The 14592-nt window shown below is 63.3% G+C and carries 16 protein-coding genes; 9 read left to right on the plus strand and 7 right to left on the minus strand.

Annotated features, from left to right (window positions below; translation table 11 throughout):
- The first annotated feature begins 49 nt into the window (after nt 1-49).
- Nucleotides 50-832, plus strand: a complete 783-nt coding sequence (locus tag J6497_RS00360) for a class II aldolase/adducin family protein (protein ID WP_225702245.1) — start codon at nt 50-52, stop codon at nt 830-832.
- A gap of 18 nt (nt 833-850) precedes the next feature.
- Here the strand turns inward: J6497_RS00360 and J6497_RS00365 are convergent, their stop codons facing one another.
- The 5 genes from J6497_RS00365 to J6497_RS00385 all read right to left on the minus strand — a co-directional run bounded on the left by J6497_RS00365 (nt 851) and on the right by J6497_RS00385 (nt 5915).
- Nucleotides 851-2062 carry an NAD(P)/FAD-dependent oxidoreductase gene (locus J6497_RS00365; protein WP_225702246.1) on the minus strand — a complete coding sequence of 404 codons (1212 nt, stop codon included), beginning with the start codon at nt 2060-2062 and terminating at the stop codon, nt 851-853.
- 81 nt (nt 2063-2143) lie between these two features.
- Complete coding sequence (locus tag J6497_RS00370; RefSeq protein ID WP_225702771.1) at nt 2144-3565, minus strand: MFS transporter; 1422 nt, start codon at nt 3563-3565, stop codon at nt 2144-2146.
- Nucleotides 3566-3906: 341 nt separating this feature from the next.
- Nucleotides 3907-4281, minus strand: a complete 375-nt coding sequence (locus J6497_RS00375; protein ID WP_312010189.1) for an SgcJ/EcaC family oxidoreductase — start codon at nt 4279-4281, stop codon at nt 3907-3909.
- Between the two features lie 164 nt (nt 4282-4445).
- Complete coding sequence (locus J6497_RS00380) at nt 4446-4904, minus strand: cupin domain-containing protein (protein ID WP_225702247.1); 459 nt, start codon at nt 4902-4904, stop codon at nt 4446-4448.
- A gap of 354 nt (nt 4905-5258) precedes the next feature.
- Nucleotides 5259-5915 carry a S24 family peptidase gene (locus J6497_RS00385; protein ID WP_225702248.1) on the minus strand — a complete coding sequence of 219 codons (657 nt, stop codon included), beginning with the start codon at nt 5913-5915 and terminating at the stop codon, nt 5259-5261.
- A gap of 183 nt (nt 5916-6098) precedes the next feature.
- Between J6497_RS00385 and J6497_RS00390 the strand changes: the two genes are divergently transcribed.
- Nucleotides 6099-6443, plus strand: coding sequence for a DUF952 domain-containing protein (locus J6497_RS00390; RefSeq protein WP_225702249.1), 345 nt, complete (start codon nt 6099-6101; stop codon nt 6441-6443).
- The gene (locus J6497_RS00395) at nt 6440-7537 is read left to right on the plus strand and encodes a quinone-dependent dihydroorotate dehydrogenase (RefSeq protein ID WP_225702250.1); all 1098 of its coding nucleotides are present in this window, start codon (nt 6440-6442) and stop codon (nt 7535-7537) included. Before J6497_RS00390 ends, J6497_RS00395 begins: the two co-directional genes overlap by 4 nt.
- Nucleotides 7538-7653: 116 nt before the next feature.
- Here the strand turns inward: J6497_RS00395 and J6497_RS00400 are convergent, their stop codons facing one another.
- Entirely contained in the window at nt 7654-8937 is a 1284-nt protein-coding gene (locus tag J6497_RS00400; protein WP_312010190.1) for a histidine kinase, read from the minus strand.
- A gap of 133 nt (nt 8938-9070) precedes the next feature.
- Here J6497_RS00400 and J6497_RS00405 point away from each other — a divergent pair, with 133 nt between their 5' ends.
- Entirely contained in the window at nt 9071-9715 is a 645-nt protein-coding gene (locus J6497_RS00405; RefSeq protein WP_225702773.1) for a response regulator transcription factor, read from the plus strand.
- A gap of 99 nt (nt 9716-9814) precedes the next feature.
- Here J6497_RS00405 and J6497_RS00410 read toward each other — a convergent pair whose 3' ends face one another.
- Nucleotides 9815-10051, minus strand: coding sequence for a hypothetical protein (locus J6497_RS00410; RefSeq protein WP_225702252.1), 237 nt, complete (start codon nt 10049-10051; stop codon nt 9815-9817).
- Here J6497_RS00410 and J6497_RS00415 point away from each other — a divergent pair.
- The 5 genes from J6497_RS00415 (at nt 10050) to J6497_RS00435 (ending at nt 14538) form a co-directional block, all read left to right on the plus strand.
- Nucleotides 10050-10424 carry a hypothetical protein gene (locus J6497_RS00415; protein WP_225702253.1) on the plus strand — a complete coding sequence of 125 codons (375 nt, stop codon included), beginning with the start codon at nt 10050-10052 and terminating at the stop codon, nt 10422-10424. The two genes, J6497_RS00410 and J6497_RS00415, sit on opposite strands and share 2 nt — an antisense overlap.
- A gap of 24 nt (nt 10425-10448) precedes the next feature.
- Nucleotides 10449-11867 carry a threonine synthase gene (gene thrC, locus J6497_RS00420; RefSeq protein WP_225702254.1) on the plus strand — a complete coding sequence of 473 codons (1419 nt, stop codon included), beginning with the start codon at nt 10449-10451 and terminating at the stop codon, nt 11865-11867.
- Nucleotides 11864-13153: a M16 family metallopeptidase gene (locus J6497_RS00425; protein ID WP_225702255.1), complete on the plus strand. Its 1290-nt coding sequence runs from the start codon at nt 11864-11866 to the stop codon at nt 13151-13153. The genes thrC and J6497_RS00425 overlap by 4 nt, the downstream gene beginning before the upstream one ends.
- Before the next feature lie 67 nt (nt 13154-13220).
- Nucleotides 13221-13808 carry a GNAT family N-acetyltransferase gene (locus tag J6497_RS00430; RefSeq protein WP_225702256.1) on the plus strand — a complete coding sequence of 196 codons (588 nt, stop codon included), beginning with the start codon at nt 13221-13223 and terminating at the stop codon, nt 13806-13808.
- 82 nt (nt 13809-13890) lie between these two features.
- Nucleotides 13891-14538: a hypothetical protein gene (locus J6497_RS00435; RefSeq protein ID WP_225702257.1), complete on the plus strand. Its 648-nt coding sequence runs from the start codon at nt 13891-13893 to the stop codon at nt 14536-14538.
- Nucleotides 14539-14592 lie beyond the last annotated feature (54 nt).

The raw sequence follows: 14592 nt of genomic DNA on the forward strand, positions 1-14592 counted from the left end.
CCATGCGCCGCCATGCGCGGGAACTCGACAGGCAACAGGGAGGATCAACATGCAGTTCAGGGTTTCAAAGGATACGCTTACCGATCAAAGCGCCGCAGAGTGGCAGGCGCGCGTCGATCTCGCCGCCGCGCACCGGCTCGCTTTCAGCCAGGGCTTTAGCGAGGGCATCTTCAACCATCTGACCTTCGTGGTGCCCGGCCGCAGCGATCGCTACTACCAGATTCCGTTCGGCATGCACTGGTCGGAGGTGACCGCTTCCTGCTTTATGGAAGTCGGCATCGACGATGCCGAGGTCAAGCGCGGCGAGGGTGAGGTCGAGCGCTCCTGCTTTTGCATCCACGCGCCGATCCACAAGGCGCTGCCGCAGGCGAAGGCGGTGTTCCACACCCACATGCCGTTTGCCAGCGCGCTGACCCGGCTCGAGGATCCCCGCATCAAGGAGATCGGACAGACCGAAGTCGGCATGGCCGGCGAGATCGCCTATGACGACGAATATACCGGCCCTGCGCTCGATCCGGCCGAAGGCGCGCGGCTCGCGAAGGTGATCGGCGACAAGACGGTGCTGTTCATGGCCAACCACGGCATCTCGACCGTCGGCGAGACGGTCGCGGAGGCTTATGATCGGCTCTATTACATCGAGCGCGCCGCGCAGGTGCAGATTTACGCGATGTGGACCGGACAGCCGCTGAAGAAGCTGCCTGCTCCCGTGGTCGAAAAGACCATGCGCGATATCGGCGGCACCAGCCTCTACAACGGCCCAAGCCCGGCGCAGCGGCACTTCGATGCGCTGAAGCGCATGCTGGACCGCAAAGAGCCTGATTACGCGACGTAGTTTTCTGTCGTCGCGAGCTTACGGACGCACGGCCGGCGGTGCCTGCAGTGTTGGCGCCGCCGCCGCGAGAATCTCTGCGCGGCTACCGGTCCGCGGCGGATATATTCGCACGTGATTGATCGTCTGTTTGGTCAGTTTGGCGGCCGCCCCGCTCGTGTGCACCTGGCGGTCCCATCCTTCCGTGTACAAGGCGCCCCACGCGCCGAGATCCAGCACAGTGACATACCAATCGATATGGAGCGGGAGCATTGGCCTCCCAAGCAGGTCGGCTACCACGTTGTGGCCCGCGAAGCGGCCCATCGGTCGAGCGAACTGGCAGGACATCACTGAGGCGTGGACGCCGTCCACGAAACTGCAAGCCATGTCGCCGGCGGCAAAAACATTCGTTGCGCCAGCCGCGCGCATGAATTGATCGACGATGACGCGACCATGCCGGTCCCGTTCAACATCCAGCGTCTCGGCCAGCGGACTTGCGCGCATGCCCGCGCACCACACGATTGTCTGCGTGGGAACGGTCTCCCCCGAGCTGAGCGTGATGGCGTTTGCGTCGAGCGCGGTAACCTTCACGTCCAGGCGCGTTTCGACGCCGAGCGCCGAGAGCGCCTCATTGATGACCGGGCGGGCATTGTCTCCGATCGTGACGCCCACTTCGGGGTTGGGGTCCACGAGAATGATGCGTCGATCGCCGGTTACGCCTGCCCGATCGAGCTTGCCCGGCATCTCGGTCGCGACTTCAATCCCGGTAAAACCAGCGCCGACCACGACCACCGTGGAGCGCCCTTCTGATGGCGCCTGCGCGCCCAGCGCTGCGAGGTGTTTATCGAGCCGGACCGCCGCGGCATAGGTATCCACGTCGAAGCCGTTGGCCGCGAGACCGGGAATCGCGGGACGCGTCAGTTCGCTGCCAAGCGCCAGCACCAGCCGCTCGTAAGTCAAAACCTCCCGACTGTCGCTCGTTGCGATGGTCACCTGCTGTTTGACCGGATCAATCGCTTCCACCTCGGCAACCCGATGAGCGACGCCGATAGGGTCTAGCAGCTCGGCAAGCGGGATCGCCGCCTCGCTCAGGTCGACTTCGTAATTGCGAACCCGAATGTTGTGGTAGGGATTGCGGTCGATAACGAGGATCTCGACCTCGGCCGCTTGCCCAATCTCATCGAGCTTGCGCGCAGCACCGATGGCAGCCCAGAGGCCGGCGAACCCCGCACCGAGGACAATAACGCGCGCCATTTCCCCTCCGAGCTCCCTCTCTTCTCCGAGGTCCCTCAGTGAGCTTGTCCTGAACCGACGCGGCAATCAAGCCGGGCGAGCTCAGTCTCCCCTAAGCCGCTGGCCCTCGCTAGTGCTGCCGGCGGCGCGCCGGCCGGCCGGTGATATCCTGAGCACGCTCAATGTTGCGCCAAGCAGCGCGAATCCCGCGCCTGTGAACAGCGCGAGTTGGGTGCCGCTCGTCGGATCGCGATCAAGACACAGCGCGGCGAGCGTTGCGCCGGTCGTCATACCGAGCGCGCGCGCGATGCCTTGCATCCCACTCGCGCCACCCGAACGTTCGCGTGGCGTGGCGGCAATCATGGTGCGATTGTTGGGAGTCTGGAACATGCCGAACCCCGCGCCGCAGAGGAGCATACGCCAGACCACGTCGAGCAGTGCGGGGTGCTCCGAAATCATCGCGAGTGCGCTGAGACCGGTAGCCAGCAGGACCAGGCCGACGCCACACAGCAGGCCCGCCGAATAGCGTTCGACCAAAAGCCCAGCAACTGGTGCTGCAATAGCGATGGCGATTGGCCAGGGCGTGACCATGAGACCGATCTCGACCGCCGAATAGCCGAAACGATTCGCGAAGTAGAAGGGAATCGCGGTGAGCGCCAGCATCTGACTGCAAAAGGAGGTGATCGAGGTCCCGACCGATAGTGCCACCACGGGAATGCGTAGAAGATCGACGGGCAGCAGCGGCGAAACCGTATGTGTCTGCCGGTAGACCAGCAGAACGCAGGCGACAGCCGCGACGAAAAATTCCGCCAGACAGACCGGCAGGGCCGCGCCATGTCCTGCGCTGTCGATGGCGGCGATGCCGAGGCCAAATGTGATGGCGCTGAGGACAGCGCTCGGCCAATCGAACTTGTGCGCTGCGGGCTTCGTGTGCGGCAGAGAGCGTGCGCCCAGCATCAAGATCAAAAGTCCAAGCGGAACGTTGACGGCAAACAAATAGGGCCAGGTAGCGATCGACATGATGCCGGCGGCGACCGTAGGACCGACGGCCGAAGACGTCGCGACCACCATCACATTGAGTCCGAGGCCACGGCCGAGCTGGGCACGCGGATAGATGAAGCGGACAAGCGCCGTATTGACGCTCAGCAAGCCGGCGGCGCCGAAACCCTGCAGGATACGCGCAATGGTGAGCAGCAGCAGCGTGTGCGATAGCGCGCAGATGGCCGACGCTGATGTAAACAGAGCAAGTCCCGCCAGATAGACGCGTCTGTAGCCGACGATCTCGCCGAGCGAAGCGAGTGGAAGCAGCGAAATTGTGATCGCTAATTGATAGCCGTTGATGATCCAGATCGAGAGGGCGGGGCTCGCGTTCAGATCCTTGGCTATGGTCGGGAGCGCGACATTGATGATAGCGCCGTCGATCACAGCCATTACAAGCCCAAGCGCAATCGTCAGGATCGCAGGGTAACGCTGTGCTGAGGGTAGGCCGTCGGCATGTTCAGTCGTGAGGGATGCCGGGAGAATAGCGATTGACCTTGTTGGAACGAATTTACCCTAGATGAGGGCTCCTCGCCAACGTTGCAAACTCGCGAAGGTTCTCATCGCAAGCGTTTGAACGGTCCGGAACGAAGACGCCCGCACGGCGTGATCAGCGATTATCATTGGGGCAACTCTCAGGACCGTGGAACGCTATCACCTTGAACTGACGCACGCGCCCAACGCATCAGACGCCCTTGGCCCGCGGGTCGTCCGCGAAACAACGATGTACCCTATCAGGTCCATTGATGTTGCTCCGCGAGGCGTACAGCCGGCAGCGCGAGGCGGTGGTGCGGAAGAATAGTGTCGCCACTCGAACGATATGTGAGCTATTTTGGAGGCGATGGCATCGCCGAGGAATGGTGGTCGACGATCAGCCAACGCTCGCCGTTCTTGACGTAGGTGAAGCTATATCGCGCAGGCAAGCTCTTCGTCTCGCCATCCTTTGTATAGGAGAAGGTGTAGTAGCCGGTATTGACCGCCGCATTCCCGTACACGCGGATCAGCTGATCGCCGAAGGCGACCTTGAGACCGGGCAGAACTTTGAAGGCAGTCACGAAATAGTCTCGTAGCGCCGCCCGGTCGGATCGTACGGTCGGTGACAGCGTGCCCCAGAGCACGGCATCGTCCGAGTAGAGGGGTAGCACTTTTTCGGGATCGTCTTCGCCAAGAGCCTGCCCCCATGCCAGTGTTGCGGCTGCCACGTCCGCTTTCGGCTCGACCAAAGCGCGAGAGGAAAACGATAATGACACGATGCAGAGCGCAAGTGCTGCGCTCGCAACTTTTGGAGAAGACCGCACGACATCCTCCCTTACGAATACCGGACAGATAAGTGTCCGCTTGAGACGGTCTCTTGCGATTCGTGTGGCTACTGTTTGCGCGGATCGTCAGCTGGATTGATGTAATCGATACCACCTGGGCCGATAAATTGAACTTGAAGTACCCCTTCCTCGCTTCCGGTCCAAGCGTAATGCGGGTGTTTTGCGGGGTACACCCATAACGAGCCTGGCTTCAGGAGATCGCCCTTCTTTTCGAATTTTTCGCCATGGCTACTGCCGACGTCACCGCTTATGATTGTAACAACTTCGGAATAGGGATGAGTATGAGGAGGCATTTGGAAATTAGGTGGAAACTTGATGCGTAAGACGACAACCTCACCTGCTTTCGTGGGATCACCGACCAAAGGGGCAACCTGAACGCCCTTCGGAAAGGCTGGATTATCTTTCCAAACGAGCGTATCGGGCATGACCCGGACCTGAATATTTTGCGCCGCTGCTGGAACAGAGAGCGCAATCAAACCGGTCGCCGTTAGCAGTAATTTTTTCATGCGAATTTCTCACAAGCCGTCTGCAGCAAGAGACGCAAATCGCACTGCGCGGTCAGTGTTGAAACTAGCCTGAAGCTGCGCTGTTGGGTGCGTCAAACGAGGAAAACTACATCATCAGCGACGGGCGAACCACAAGTCAGAGACATTGACTTAATAGCTTACAAAGGGAGGCTGTCGGCTTGGGGTCATTTGCTACGAGGGCGAGCCACCGGCAAACCCGGCCCTGTCCGCTATCCCGCCGAAAGCGGAAGCAAATCTAGTGATTAGCGGATCCGCTACGGATGTGATTCAAGCTTCGAAGTCGTAGCCCTCGAAACCTGGTTCGAGGTATCGGCATCATCAGCGGCGCTGCCCTCATTGCCGCACCCACACGATCCTCGCGATCCACGCCACGTCCTCGGCTGCGAGCGTGCGATCCGCCTCCGCCGGATTGAGCGACTGCAATTCGAGTGTCTTCGCCGTTCGGCGTTTGCACTCCTTCACCAGCATCTCGCCGCCTTTGGTCCGCACCACCACGCGGTCGCCGCGGCGGATCGGGGTTGACGGCGACACCAGGATGACGTCGCCGTCACGGAAGGCCGGCCGCAGCACATCGCCGGAGATCTCGAGCGCGTAGGCGTGCTCGTCGGGAATGCTCGGCAGCGCGACCTCGTCCCAGCCTTTTCGGGTCGGAAAGCCGTTGTCGTCGAAAGCATCGTTTGCCGCCGCCTCGGCAAGGCCGATCAGCGGCACCGAGGGGCCGCCGCCGCGGCCGCCATCGCCAATCAACTGCACGAAGGTGTCGATCGACGTGTTGGTCGCGGCGAGCGCCTTGGCGACCGATTCAGTCGACGGCCAACGCTCGCGGCCGTCGGCGGTGATCCGCTTGGACTTGTTGAAGGTCGTGGGGTCCAGCCCGGCGCGCCGCGCAAGCCCGGATGGCGACATTCCGGCGCGCTCTGCCAGCCGGTCCAGCGCGGCCCAGACCTGGCCGTGGGTCAGCAGGCGCGAATGCTTGGGCGGTCTGGCCATTGGAATTCCGCCGTTCGGATTTAGGAATTATTGCCGGAACCTGCGGCTTTCTGCAAATGTCCCCAATCGGCCCTGCCGTGGCGCTTGAGTTGCGCCCCGGGCGCCGATACGGTCCATGGCTGGCCTGGCCAGCTTCGGGAAAATCCCAACAGACTCAAGCGACAAGCAGGGGACACCGGAGAGGTGCGCACGATCTATAAAATTAGCCCTGCCTCGGCCTGGCGCGAGGCCGAGAGGGCCGGTGTGTACCGGGGTAGTGCCGACGATCTCCGCGACGGTTTCATCCACTTCTCCACCGCATCCCAGGTTGCTGGGACTGCAGCCAAGCATTTCGCAGGCCAGACCGGCCTCTTCCTGATCGCAGTCGATGCCGATGCGCTAGGGGACGCCTTGCGCTGGGAGCCTTCCCGTAACGAAGAATTGTTTCCGCATCTTTATGGCGAACTCGATCTCGGCGCGGTCACCGTGGTCTACGACCTGCCGGCACGCGCCGACGGCACCCATGTGATCCCGGAGCAGCTCTCGTGATCCGCGCTTTCGACGCCGTGTCCCTGCCGCTGCTGCGCTGGCTCGATCCGGAGGACGCCCACCGGCTGGCGATCCAGGGCCTGCGCTTCCTGCCGCCGATCCGCCAGCGGGTCGATGATCCGAAGCTCGCAGTGCGCGCGTTCGGATTGAATTTTCCCAATCCGGTCGGTATGGCGGCGGGCTTCGACAAGAACGCGGAGGCGCCCGACGCGCTGCTCAAGCTCGGCTTCGGCTTTGTCGAGATCGGCTCGGTGACGCCGCTGCCGCAGGCGGGCAACCCGAAGCCGCGGCTGTTCCGGCTCGAGCGGGACGAAGCCATCATCAACCGCATGGGCTTCAACAATGACGGCGCGGCGGTGGTGCTGCGGCGGCTCGCCAGCCGCGCGCATCTGTCCGGCATCGTCGGTGTCAATGTCGGCGCCAACAAGGACTCGGCTGACCGTACCGCTGATTACGTCAAGCTGATCGAGACCTTTGCGCCGGTCGCGAGCTACTTCACCATCAACGTCTCCTCGCCGAATACGCCGGGCCTGCGCAATCTGCAGCAATCGGCGGCGCTTGACGACCTCTTGGCGCGGGTCATCGATACCCGCGAGCGGGTGCGCAAGAATGCCGGCGACTCGCCGGTGCTCTTGAAAATCGCGCCAGATTTGAGTCTCGCCGAGCTCGACGATGTCGTCCACATCGCGCGCTCGCGCCGGGTCGACGGCATGATCGTCGCCAACACCACGCTGGCGCGGCCCTCGACCTTGCGCGAGCAGGCCCGCACCAAAGAGCAGGGCGGTCTCTCGGGCCGGCCGCTGTTCCGCCTGTCGACGCGGATGGTGGCGGAGACTTACGTGCGCGCGGAGGGGGCCTTCCCGTTGATCGGTGTCGGCGGCATCGACTCCGGCGGCGCCGCGCTGACAAAAATCCGCGCCGGCGCCAGCCTGATCCAGCTCTATTCCGCGCTGGTCTATAAGGGTCTCGGCCTTGTCGACGACATCAAGCGCGATCTCTCCTCGACGCTCCTGCGCACCGGCCGCGACTCGCTGTCCGAAATCGTCGGCGCCGACGCCGCCACCATCACGGCCGAGGACTGGCCGGTACGGTAGGTGCCACGCGCTCCGCATCACCTCGGCGTTCTTCACGAACGGGCACCAAAGGCGGTCTACGCCTCCCCCCGCAAGCAAGCGGGAGCGGTGAAGGTTCAGTCCGATCGGATTATGCCCTAACCAAGCGGGTCGTCGCCGACGGGCAGCCTGCAGCGAACGATGGTCCGTCCGTCTTCACGCACCAGCTCGAGCGTGCCGCTCAGCGCGCGGGCCCGTTCCTGCATCCCGGTCAGGCCGCGGCCGAAGACGCAATCCTTGGGAAAGCCTATGCCGTCGTCGGATACCTCCACGACCAGCTCCGTCGCCTTCATCGAAGCCTCCACGGTGACCGAATCGGCGCGGGCATGGCGCAGCACGTTGGTGATGCTCTCCTGGATCACGCGATAGACGGTCTGCGAGAGCAGACCCTCGATCGCATTCAGCCTGCCGTCGATGCGGGAGACGAGTTTGAGTCCCGGTGCCGGCGCGCGGGCATACTGCAACAAGGTCTCGATGCTCCTCTCCAGTCCCAACTCCTGGATGTAGAGCGGTCGCAGCCGGTCGAGGATGCGGCGGTTGGCCTGCTGCAGTGCTTCGACCGATTGCAGGATGCCATCGGCGGACGCGGCAAGCTGCGCGTTGTCCTGCGGGATTGCTTCGTGCAGCGCAACCGTCTTGGCGCGAATCCCGAACAATAGCGGTCCGAGCTCGTCGTGCAGTTCGCGCGCCATGTCGCGTCGCTCGTCGTCCTGCAGCGAGACGATCCGGCGCAGCAAACTTCGATTGTCCTGACTCAGCCGGGAGAGCGTCCGGGCAAGCTCGTTGGCTTCCTCGGCGCTTTGGCGGATCTCCGGCGGGCCGGACGGGGAAATGAGCTGCTCATAGTCGCCCCCGCGCATCCGCGTGAGGCCCGCGCCGAGGTCTTGCACGGGACGCAGCACAGCGCCCGCGTTGACATAGGCGATAGCGGCGGTGAGCAGCGTCAGCGCGACCGCGGAGAACGTGATGGCGACAAAGCCGATCCACTTCTCGAAGATATCGGCGGACAGATCGGGCGAGAAAATGATCTCGCCGACCTGCTTTCCTTCGATCTGGACGGGAAACGATGCGCCCACGTCCGGTATTGTGAGCAGGCTCACGAACCATCGCGGCACCCATCCGATCGGGGTTCGCACGTCGGCCGGCTGCTGCAACGGCTGGCTTGCACCGTCGGGTTGGAAGCGGATGGCTTCGGATGTGCCTAGCGCCTGCGCGAAGGCATCAAGCGTCACCTGCGGATTGGCCGCCGTCCGGAGCGCGCGGTTGAGTGCGTCGGCAACCACCTTGGCTGAACGCGCAGCGGGTGCGCTTTCGTCCGACAGTTGCACCGGCGCGAACAGCCGCAGCGAGATCGCCCCAACCAGGAGCGCGGCCACGAACATGATCCCGAGTGGAAGAAAAAACCGCGTTCGAAGCGAAAACCTTTTCCACATTTGGATAATTCTAATTCGCTCCGGTGGTTTTCCCTTTTCATGGGTTCCCCGGGAACTATGTTCTCGATACAGAATGCAAGTGATGCAAGATACGCCGAAACCGGCCACAAGAATATTGATCGTCGATGACCACCCGGTGGTGTTGTCCGGGTGCCGCTCGCTATTCGCTTCCGACAGCTCAGTCAAGATCGAGGAAGCCGCTGACGCCAAATCGGGTCACCGGGCGTATGTCAGCAAGAAGCCCGATGTTACCGTGATCGACATCAATCTCCCGGATGTTTCCGGCTTCGAACTGATGCGCCGGATTCGTAAGGACGATCCGGAGGCCAAGATCATCATGTTCAGCATGAACGACGATCCGGCCTTCGTCGTCCGCGCGGTGGAAGCGGGTGCTCAGGGTTATGTCTCGAAGACCGATGACCCCAGGGTGTTCGTGAAGGCCGTCCGCAAGGTGGCGGCAGGGGACAATTTCATATCGCCGCATCTTGCCGAGGCAGTGACCTTTTCGGGTGCCGCCATCAAGGCCAATCCGGCCTCGCTGATGTCGCCGCGCGAACTGGAAATCCTGCGGCTGCTCGGCCGGGGCGACAAGATCGGCGAGGTCGCCGCGGCGCTCAACATCTCCTACAAGACCGTCGCCAATACCACTTCGCTTCTGAAGCAGAAGCTAGGCGCCAAGAATCATTCCGACCTGATCCGTATTGCCGTGGAAATGGCGTTAGGCTGACGGAACAGGTCGCGCCCAAGGGCGCGACCGTTCCCATCGCCGTATTCGCCTCTGCCGGGGCAATTAGAAACAGCAGCGCGATGCGGCGATTCCTGATTCCTAATAGGAGCGGCGATAGCGCCAGCCGTAGTGATGCCCGCGCCCGCGATACCGGCCGTAGTGATGCCCGCGGCCACGCCGGTACCCGCGATACCCGTGTCCGTAGCCGCCCCTGACTTGAACGAGTGCGTCGCTCGTCGATGCCATCGGCGCGATGCCGAGCCTTGCGGACGCCGACGCGGTCAGTCCGAACATCGACACGACCAGTGCGGCGCCGATCAACAGAATCCGTTTCATGATCTTCCTTATCCTCCCATTTGACGGAGCGTCGGCCGCATTGCTGATCGCTGCTCCTCTTGCCTTGATGGCGGAGGTAAAAACGGGAGAACCGGCAATGGTTCCCGGCGCGTCGCAGATGATGCCATACGAACGGGTAGAACGGCCCGAGAACGAACGACGGTGCGGCTGTCGTTGCGACGCCAGCATCTCGGATTGGCGCATCTCCGTGCGCTTGACGGTGCGCCGTCGTCAAATCGATCAGCCGACAGCGCCTTGCGGCAATGCCACACAAGAAGCGGTTTCCACTTGGCACGAAAACCCTTTATGGTGGCGTTTCGAGTCCGCGCAGCGCGAGCGCGATAAGTTCCATAATATCAAAGGCTTGGGATAGAGGCTTGGGCCTTTGGAGGGCGGTTTGACACGGTATGTTTCGACCCGGGGAGAGGCCCCGGCTCTTGGTTTCTGTGACGTGATGCTGACCGGGCTGGCCCGCGACGGCGGCCTGTACGTGCCCGAAAGCTGGCCGGTTCTGTCGCGCGAAACCATCGCCGGCTTCTTCGGACGGCCCTATTGGGAAGTCGCGGTCGACATCATCAGGCCGTTCGCCGGCGGGGAGGTTTCCGATCCCGATCTTGGTCGCATGGCCAACGAAGCCTATGCGACGTTCCGCCATCCCGCCGTCGTGCCGCTCGACCAGATCGGCCCGAATCAATTTTTGCTGGAGCTGTTCCACGGCCCGACGCTGGCGTTCAAGGACGTCGCGATGCAACTGATCTCGCGGCTGATGGATCACGTCCTGGCGAAGCGTTCACAGCGCACCACGATCGTGGTCGCGACATCAGGCGATACCGGCGGTGCCGCGGTCGAGGCCTTTGCCAATCTCGAGAACGTCGACCTCGTGGTGCTGTTCCCGCAGGGGCGGATCTCCGACGTGCAGCGGCGGATGATGACGACGACCGGCGCCGCCAACATCCATGCGCTGGCGATCGAAGGCACCTTTGACGATTGCCAGGCAATCGTGAAGGGGCTCTTCAACCATCACGATTTCCGCGATGCCGTGTCGCTGTCCGGCGTGAACTCGATCAACTGGGCGCGGGTCGTGGCGCAGGTGGTCTACTATTTCACCTCGGCGGTCGCGCTCGGCGCGCCGGCCCGGACAGTGGATTTCACGGTGCCGACCGGCAATTTCGGCGATATCTTTGCGGGCTATGTCGCCAAGCGCATGGGCTTGCCGATCCGGTGCTTGCGTATCGCGGCCAATGTCAACGACATCCTGCCGCGCACGCTGAAGACGGGCATCTACGAGGTGCGCGAGGTTCACACCACGACCTCGCCGTCGATGGACATCCAGGTCTCCTCGAATTTCGAGCGGCTGCTGTTCGAGGCAAGCCGGCGCGACGCTGACAGCGTGCGGCGGCTGATGGATTCCTTGAAGCAGTCTGGCCGCTTCGTGTTGCCGGCTGCGATGTTGGCTGCGATCCGCGAGGAGTTCGACGCAGGCAAGGCGGACGAAACCGAGACCGCGGCCGCGATCCGCGCCGCCTGGCGCGAGGCCGGGGACCTCGTCGATCCGCACACTGCGGTGGCGCTGGCGGTCGCCGACCGTGACAGCGCCGATTCGAAGATTCCCAATATCGTGCTGTCGACCGCGCATGCGGCCAAGTTCCCCGATGCGGTCGAGGCCGCTTGCGGGGTCCGGCCGCAATTGCCGGCCTGGCTCGACGGATTGATGACCAAACCCGAACACCTCAAGGTGATGAAAAGCGATCAGGCGGAAGTCGAAAAGTTCGTATTGTCGGTGAGCCGCGCCGCCAAGCAGGGAGTAACCGGATGAGCGTTGAGGTCACCAAGCTGCCGTCCGGATTGACCGTCGTCACCGACACCATGCCGCATCTGGAGACGGCCGCGCTCGGCGTGTGGGCCCGCGTCGGCGGACGCGACGAGAAGTCGAACGAACACGGGATCTCGCACCTGCTCGAACATATGGCGTTCAAAGGCACGACGCGCCGTTCCTCGCGCGAGATCGTTGAGGAGATCGAGGCCGTGGGCGGCGATCTCAACGCCGGCACCTCGACCGAGACCACGGCCTATTACGCGCGCGTGATGAAGGCGGACGTGCCGCTGGCGCTCGACGTGCTCGCAGACATCCTCGCCAATCCCTCCTTCGTTCCCGACGAGCTCGAGCGCGAGAAGAGCGTCATCGTGCAGGAGATCGGCGCTGCGCAGGATACGCCCGATGACGTCGTGTTCGAGCACCTGAACGAGCTCTGCTATCCCGACCAGCCGATGGGCCGCTCGCTACTCGGCACCGCCAAGACGCTGAAGGGGTTCAATCGCGACATGCTGCGTGGCTATCTCGCCACCCACTATCGCGGGCCCGACATGGTGATTGCCGCCGCAGGAGCGGTGGACCACAAGCGGGTCGTCGAGGAGGTTGCGCAAAAATTCGCGAGCTTCGATCCAGCGCCCGCGCCAAAGCCGCTGCCGGCGATGTTTGGCAAGGGCGGTTCCCGCGTCGTTCACCGCGACCTCGAGCAGGCGCATCTGACGCTGGCGCTGGAAGGCGTGCCGCAGACCGACCTGTCGCTGTTCTCGCTGCAGGTGTTCACCAACACGCTCGGCGGCGGGATGTCCTCGCGGCTGTTCCAGGAGGTGCGGGAGAAGCGGGGACTGTGCTACTCGATCTACACCTTCCACGCCCCCTATAGCGACACCGGCTTTTTCGGCCTCTACACCGGCACCGACCCGTCAGATGCGCCGGAGATGATGGAAGTCATCGTGGACGTGATCAATGAGGCCGTGGAGACCCTGACGGAGGCTGAGATCGCCCGCGCCAAGGCGCAGATGAAGGCGGGGCTGTTGATGGCGCTGGAGAGTTGTTCCTCTCGCGCCGAGCAGTTGGCACGCCATGTGCTAGCCTATGGCAGGCCGCTGACGGTGGACGAACTGGTGAGCCGGATCGATTCGGTGAGCGTCGAATCGACCCGTAATGCAGCCCGTGCGCTGCTCTCGCGCAGCCGGCCGGCGGTGGTTGCGCTCGGCAGCGGGAGAGGTCTGGACACGGCGGTGTCTTTTGCGGAAGGATTGACTCGGTCGAAGGCGAAGACGCTCCTGCACTAGGGCATGAAAGATCATGCCCAAATAGATCGACCGGCAGCCCCGACAGCGGGCAGGGGAGTTGACGGGCATGGCCCTGTTTCGTTTGCCATCCAGCGGACCGGCTGCACTGATGCCGCGCGGTCATGGCCTGCTGCTGCGGGCGCCGCAAATGTCCGACTTCCTGCAATGGGTGCAGTTGCGCGAAGCGAGCCGCGCCTATCTCACGCCTTGGGAGCCGATCTGGCCATCCGATGATTTGACCCGGGCGGGCTTCCGCCGCCGCCTGCGTCGCTACGCCGAGGACATCGCCGCCGACCGCTCCTATCCCTTCATCATTTTCCGCGAGGCGGACGGGGTGATGATCGGCGGTATCACGCTTGCCAATGTCCGCCGCGGCATCGTGCAGGCCGGCACCATCGGCTATTGGGTCGGGGAACCCTATGCGCATCGCGGCTACATGACTACGGCACTGCGGGTGCTGTTGCCCTCGCTGTTCGGTGAGCTCAATCTGCACCGCATCGAGGCCGCCTGCATCCCTTCCAACGCGCCCTCGATCCGGGTCCTGGAGAAATGCGGATTCACCCGCGAGGGCCTGGCGCGGCGTTATCTTTGCATCAATGGCATTTGGCAGGATCACCTGCTGTTTGGCCTGTTGCATGAGGATTTCCGGGGCTAGAGCGTCGTCTCCGGGTGCCTTGGGTTCGCCGCCATTGCGCTGCTATAACGCCGCCCGGGAAATGGGATGGCAGGGATTTCGGATGACAAGACATCATGTGATCAGGGCCGCGTTCGCCGCTGTGGTGGCGGCCGCGCTTGGTTGCGGCGCCCTGGCCGCGCCAGCGGCGGCACAGTCATTGACTGACCGCTTCAAGAGCCTGTTCGGCGGCGGCAAGACCGAGGAGCCGGCTGAGAAGCCGCCAGCGCCGGCCGAAGGCCAGAGCAGCGCATCGGACGTCCTCTGTCCGCCGGTGGCGATCCGGTCGGGTGCCTCGACTTACGCGGTGGGGGCGCCCGGCAAGGAGCCGGTCGGCAGTGACCTGCGGTTCCAGGCGACGATCACCCGTACCGCCCGCGAATGCGCGATCAATGGCGGCGAGATCACGGCGCGGATCGGCATCCAGGGCCGGATCATCGTCGGTCCCGCCGGCGCGCCGCCGACCATCCAGGTCCCGCTGCGCGTCGCCGTGGTGCAAGGCGGCGTTTCGGAAAAGACGATCGCGACCAAGGCCTACCAGACCACGGTGACGATGGGCGAATCCGGCAGCGAACCCTTCACGCTGGTGGCCGAGGATCTGACCTATCCGGCGCCGTCGGCCGACGTTGCCGAGAATTACATCTTCTACATCGGCTTCGACCCGCAGGCCCTGAAGCCCGAGCCAAAGCCGAAGGCGGTGAGGAGGAGGTAGCGGCCAACACACCGAAGACCTCATACCCCGCAAAGGCGGGGTATCCAGTAAGCC

Source organism: Bradyrhizobium cenepequi, assembly GCF_020329485.1.
In the GTDB taxonomy this organism is placed as follows: Bacteria; Pseudomonadota; Alphaproteobacteria; order Rhizobiales; family Xanthobacteraceae; genus Bradyrhizobium; species Bradyrhizobium cenepequi.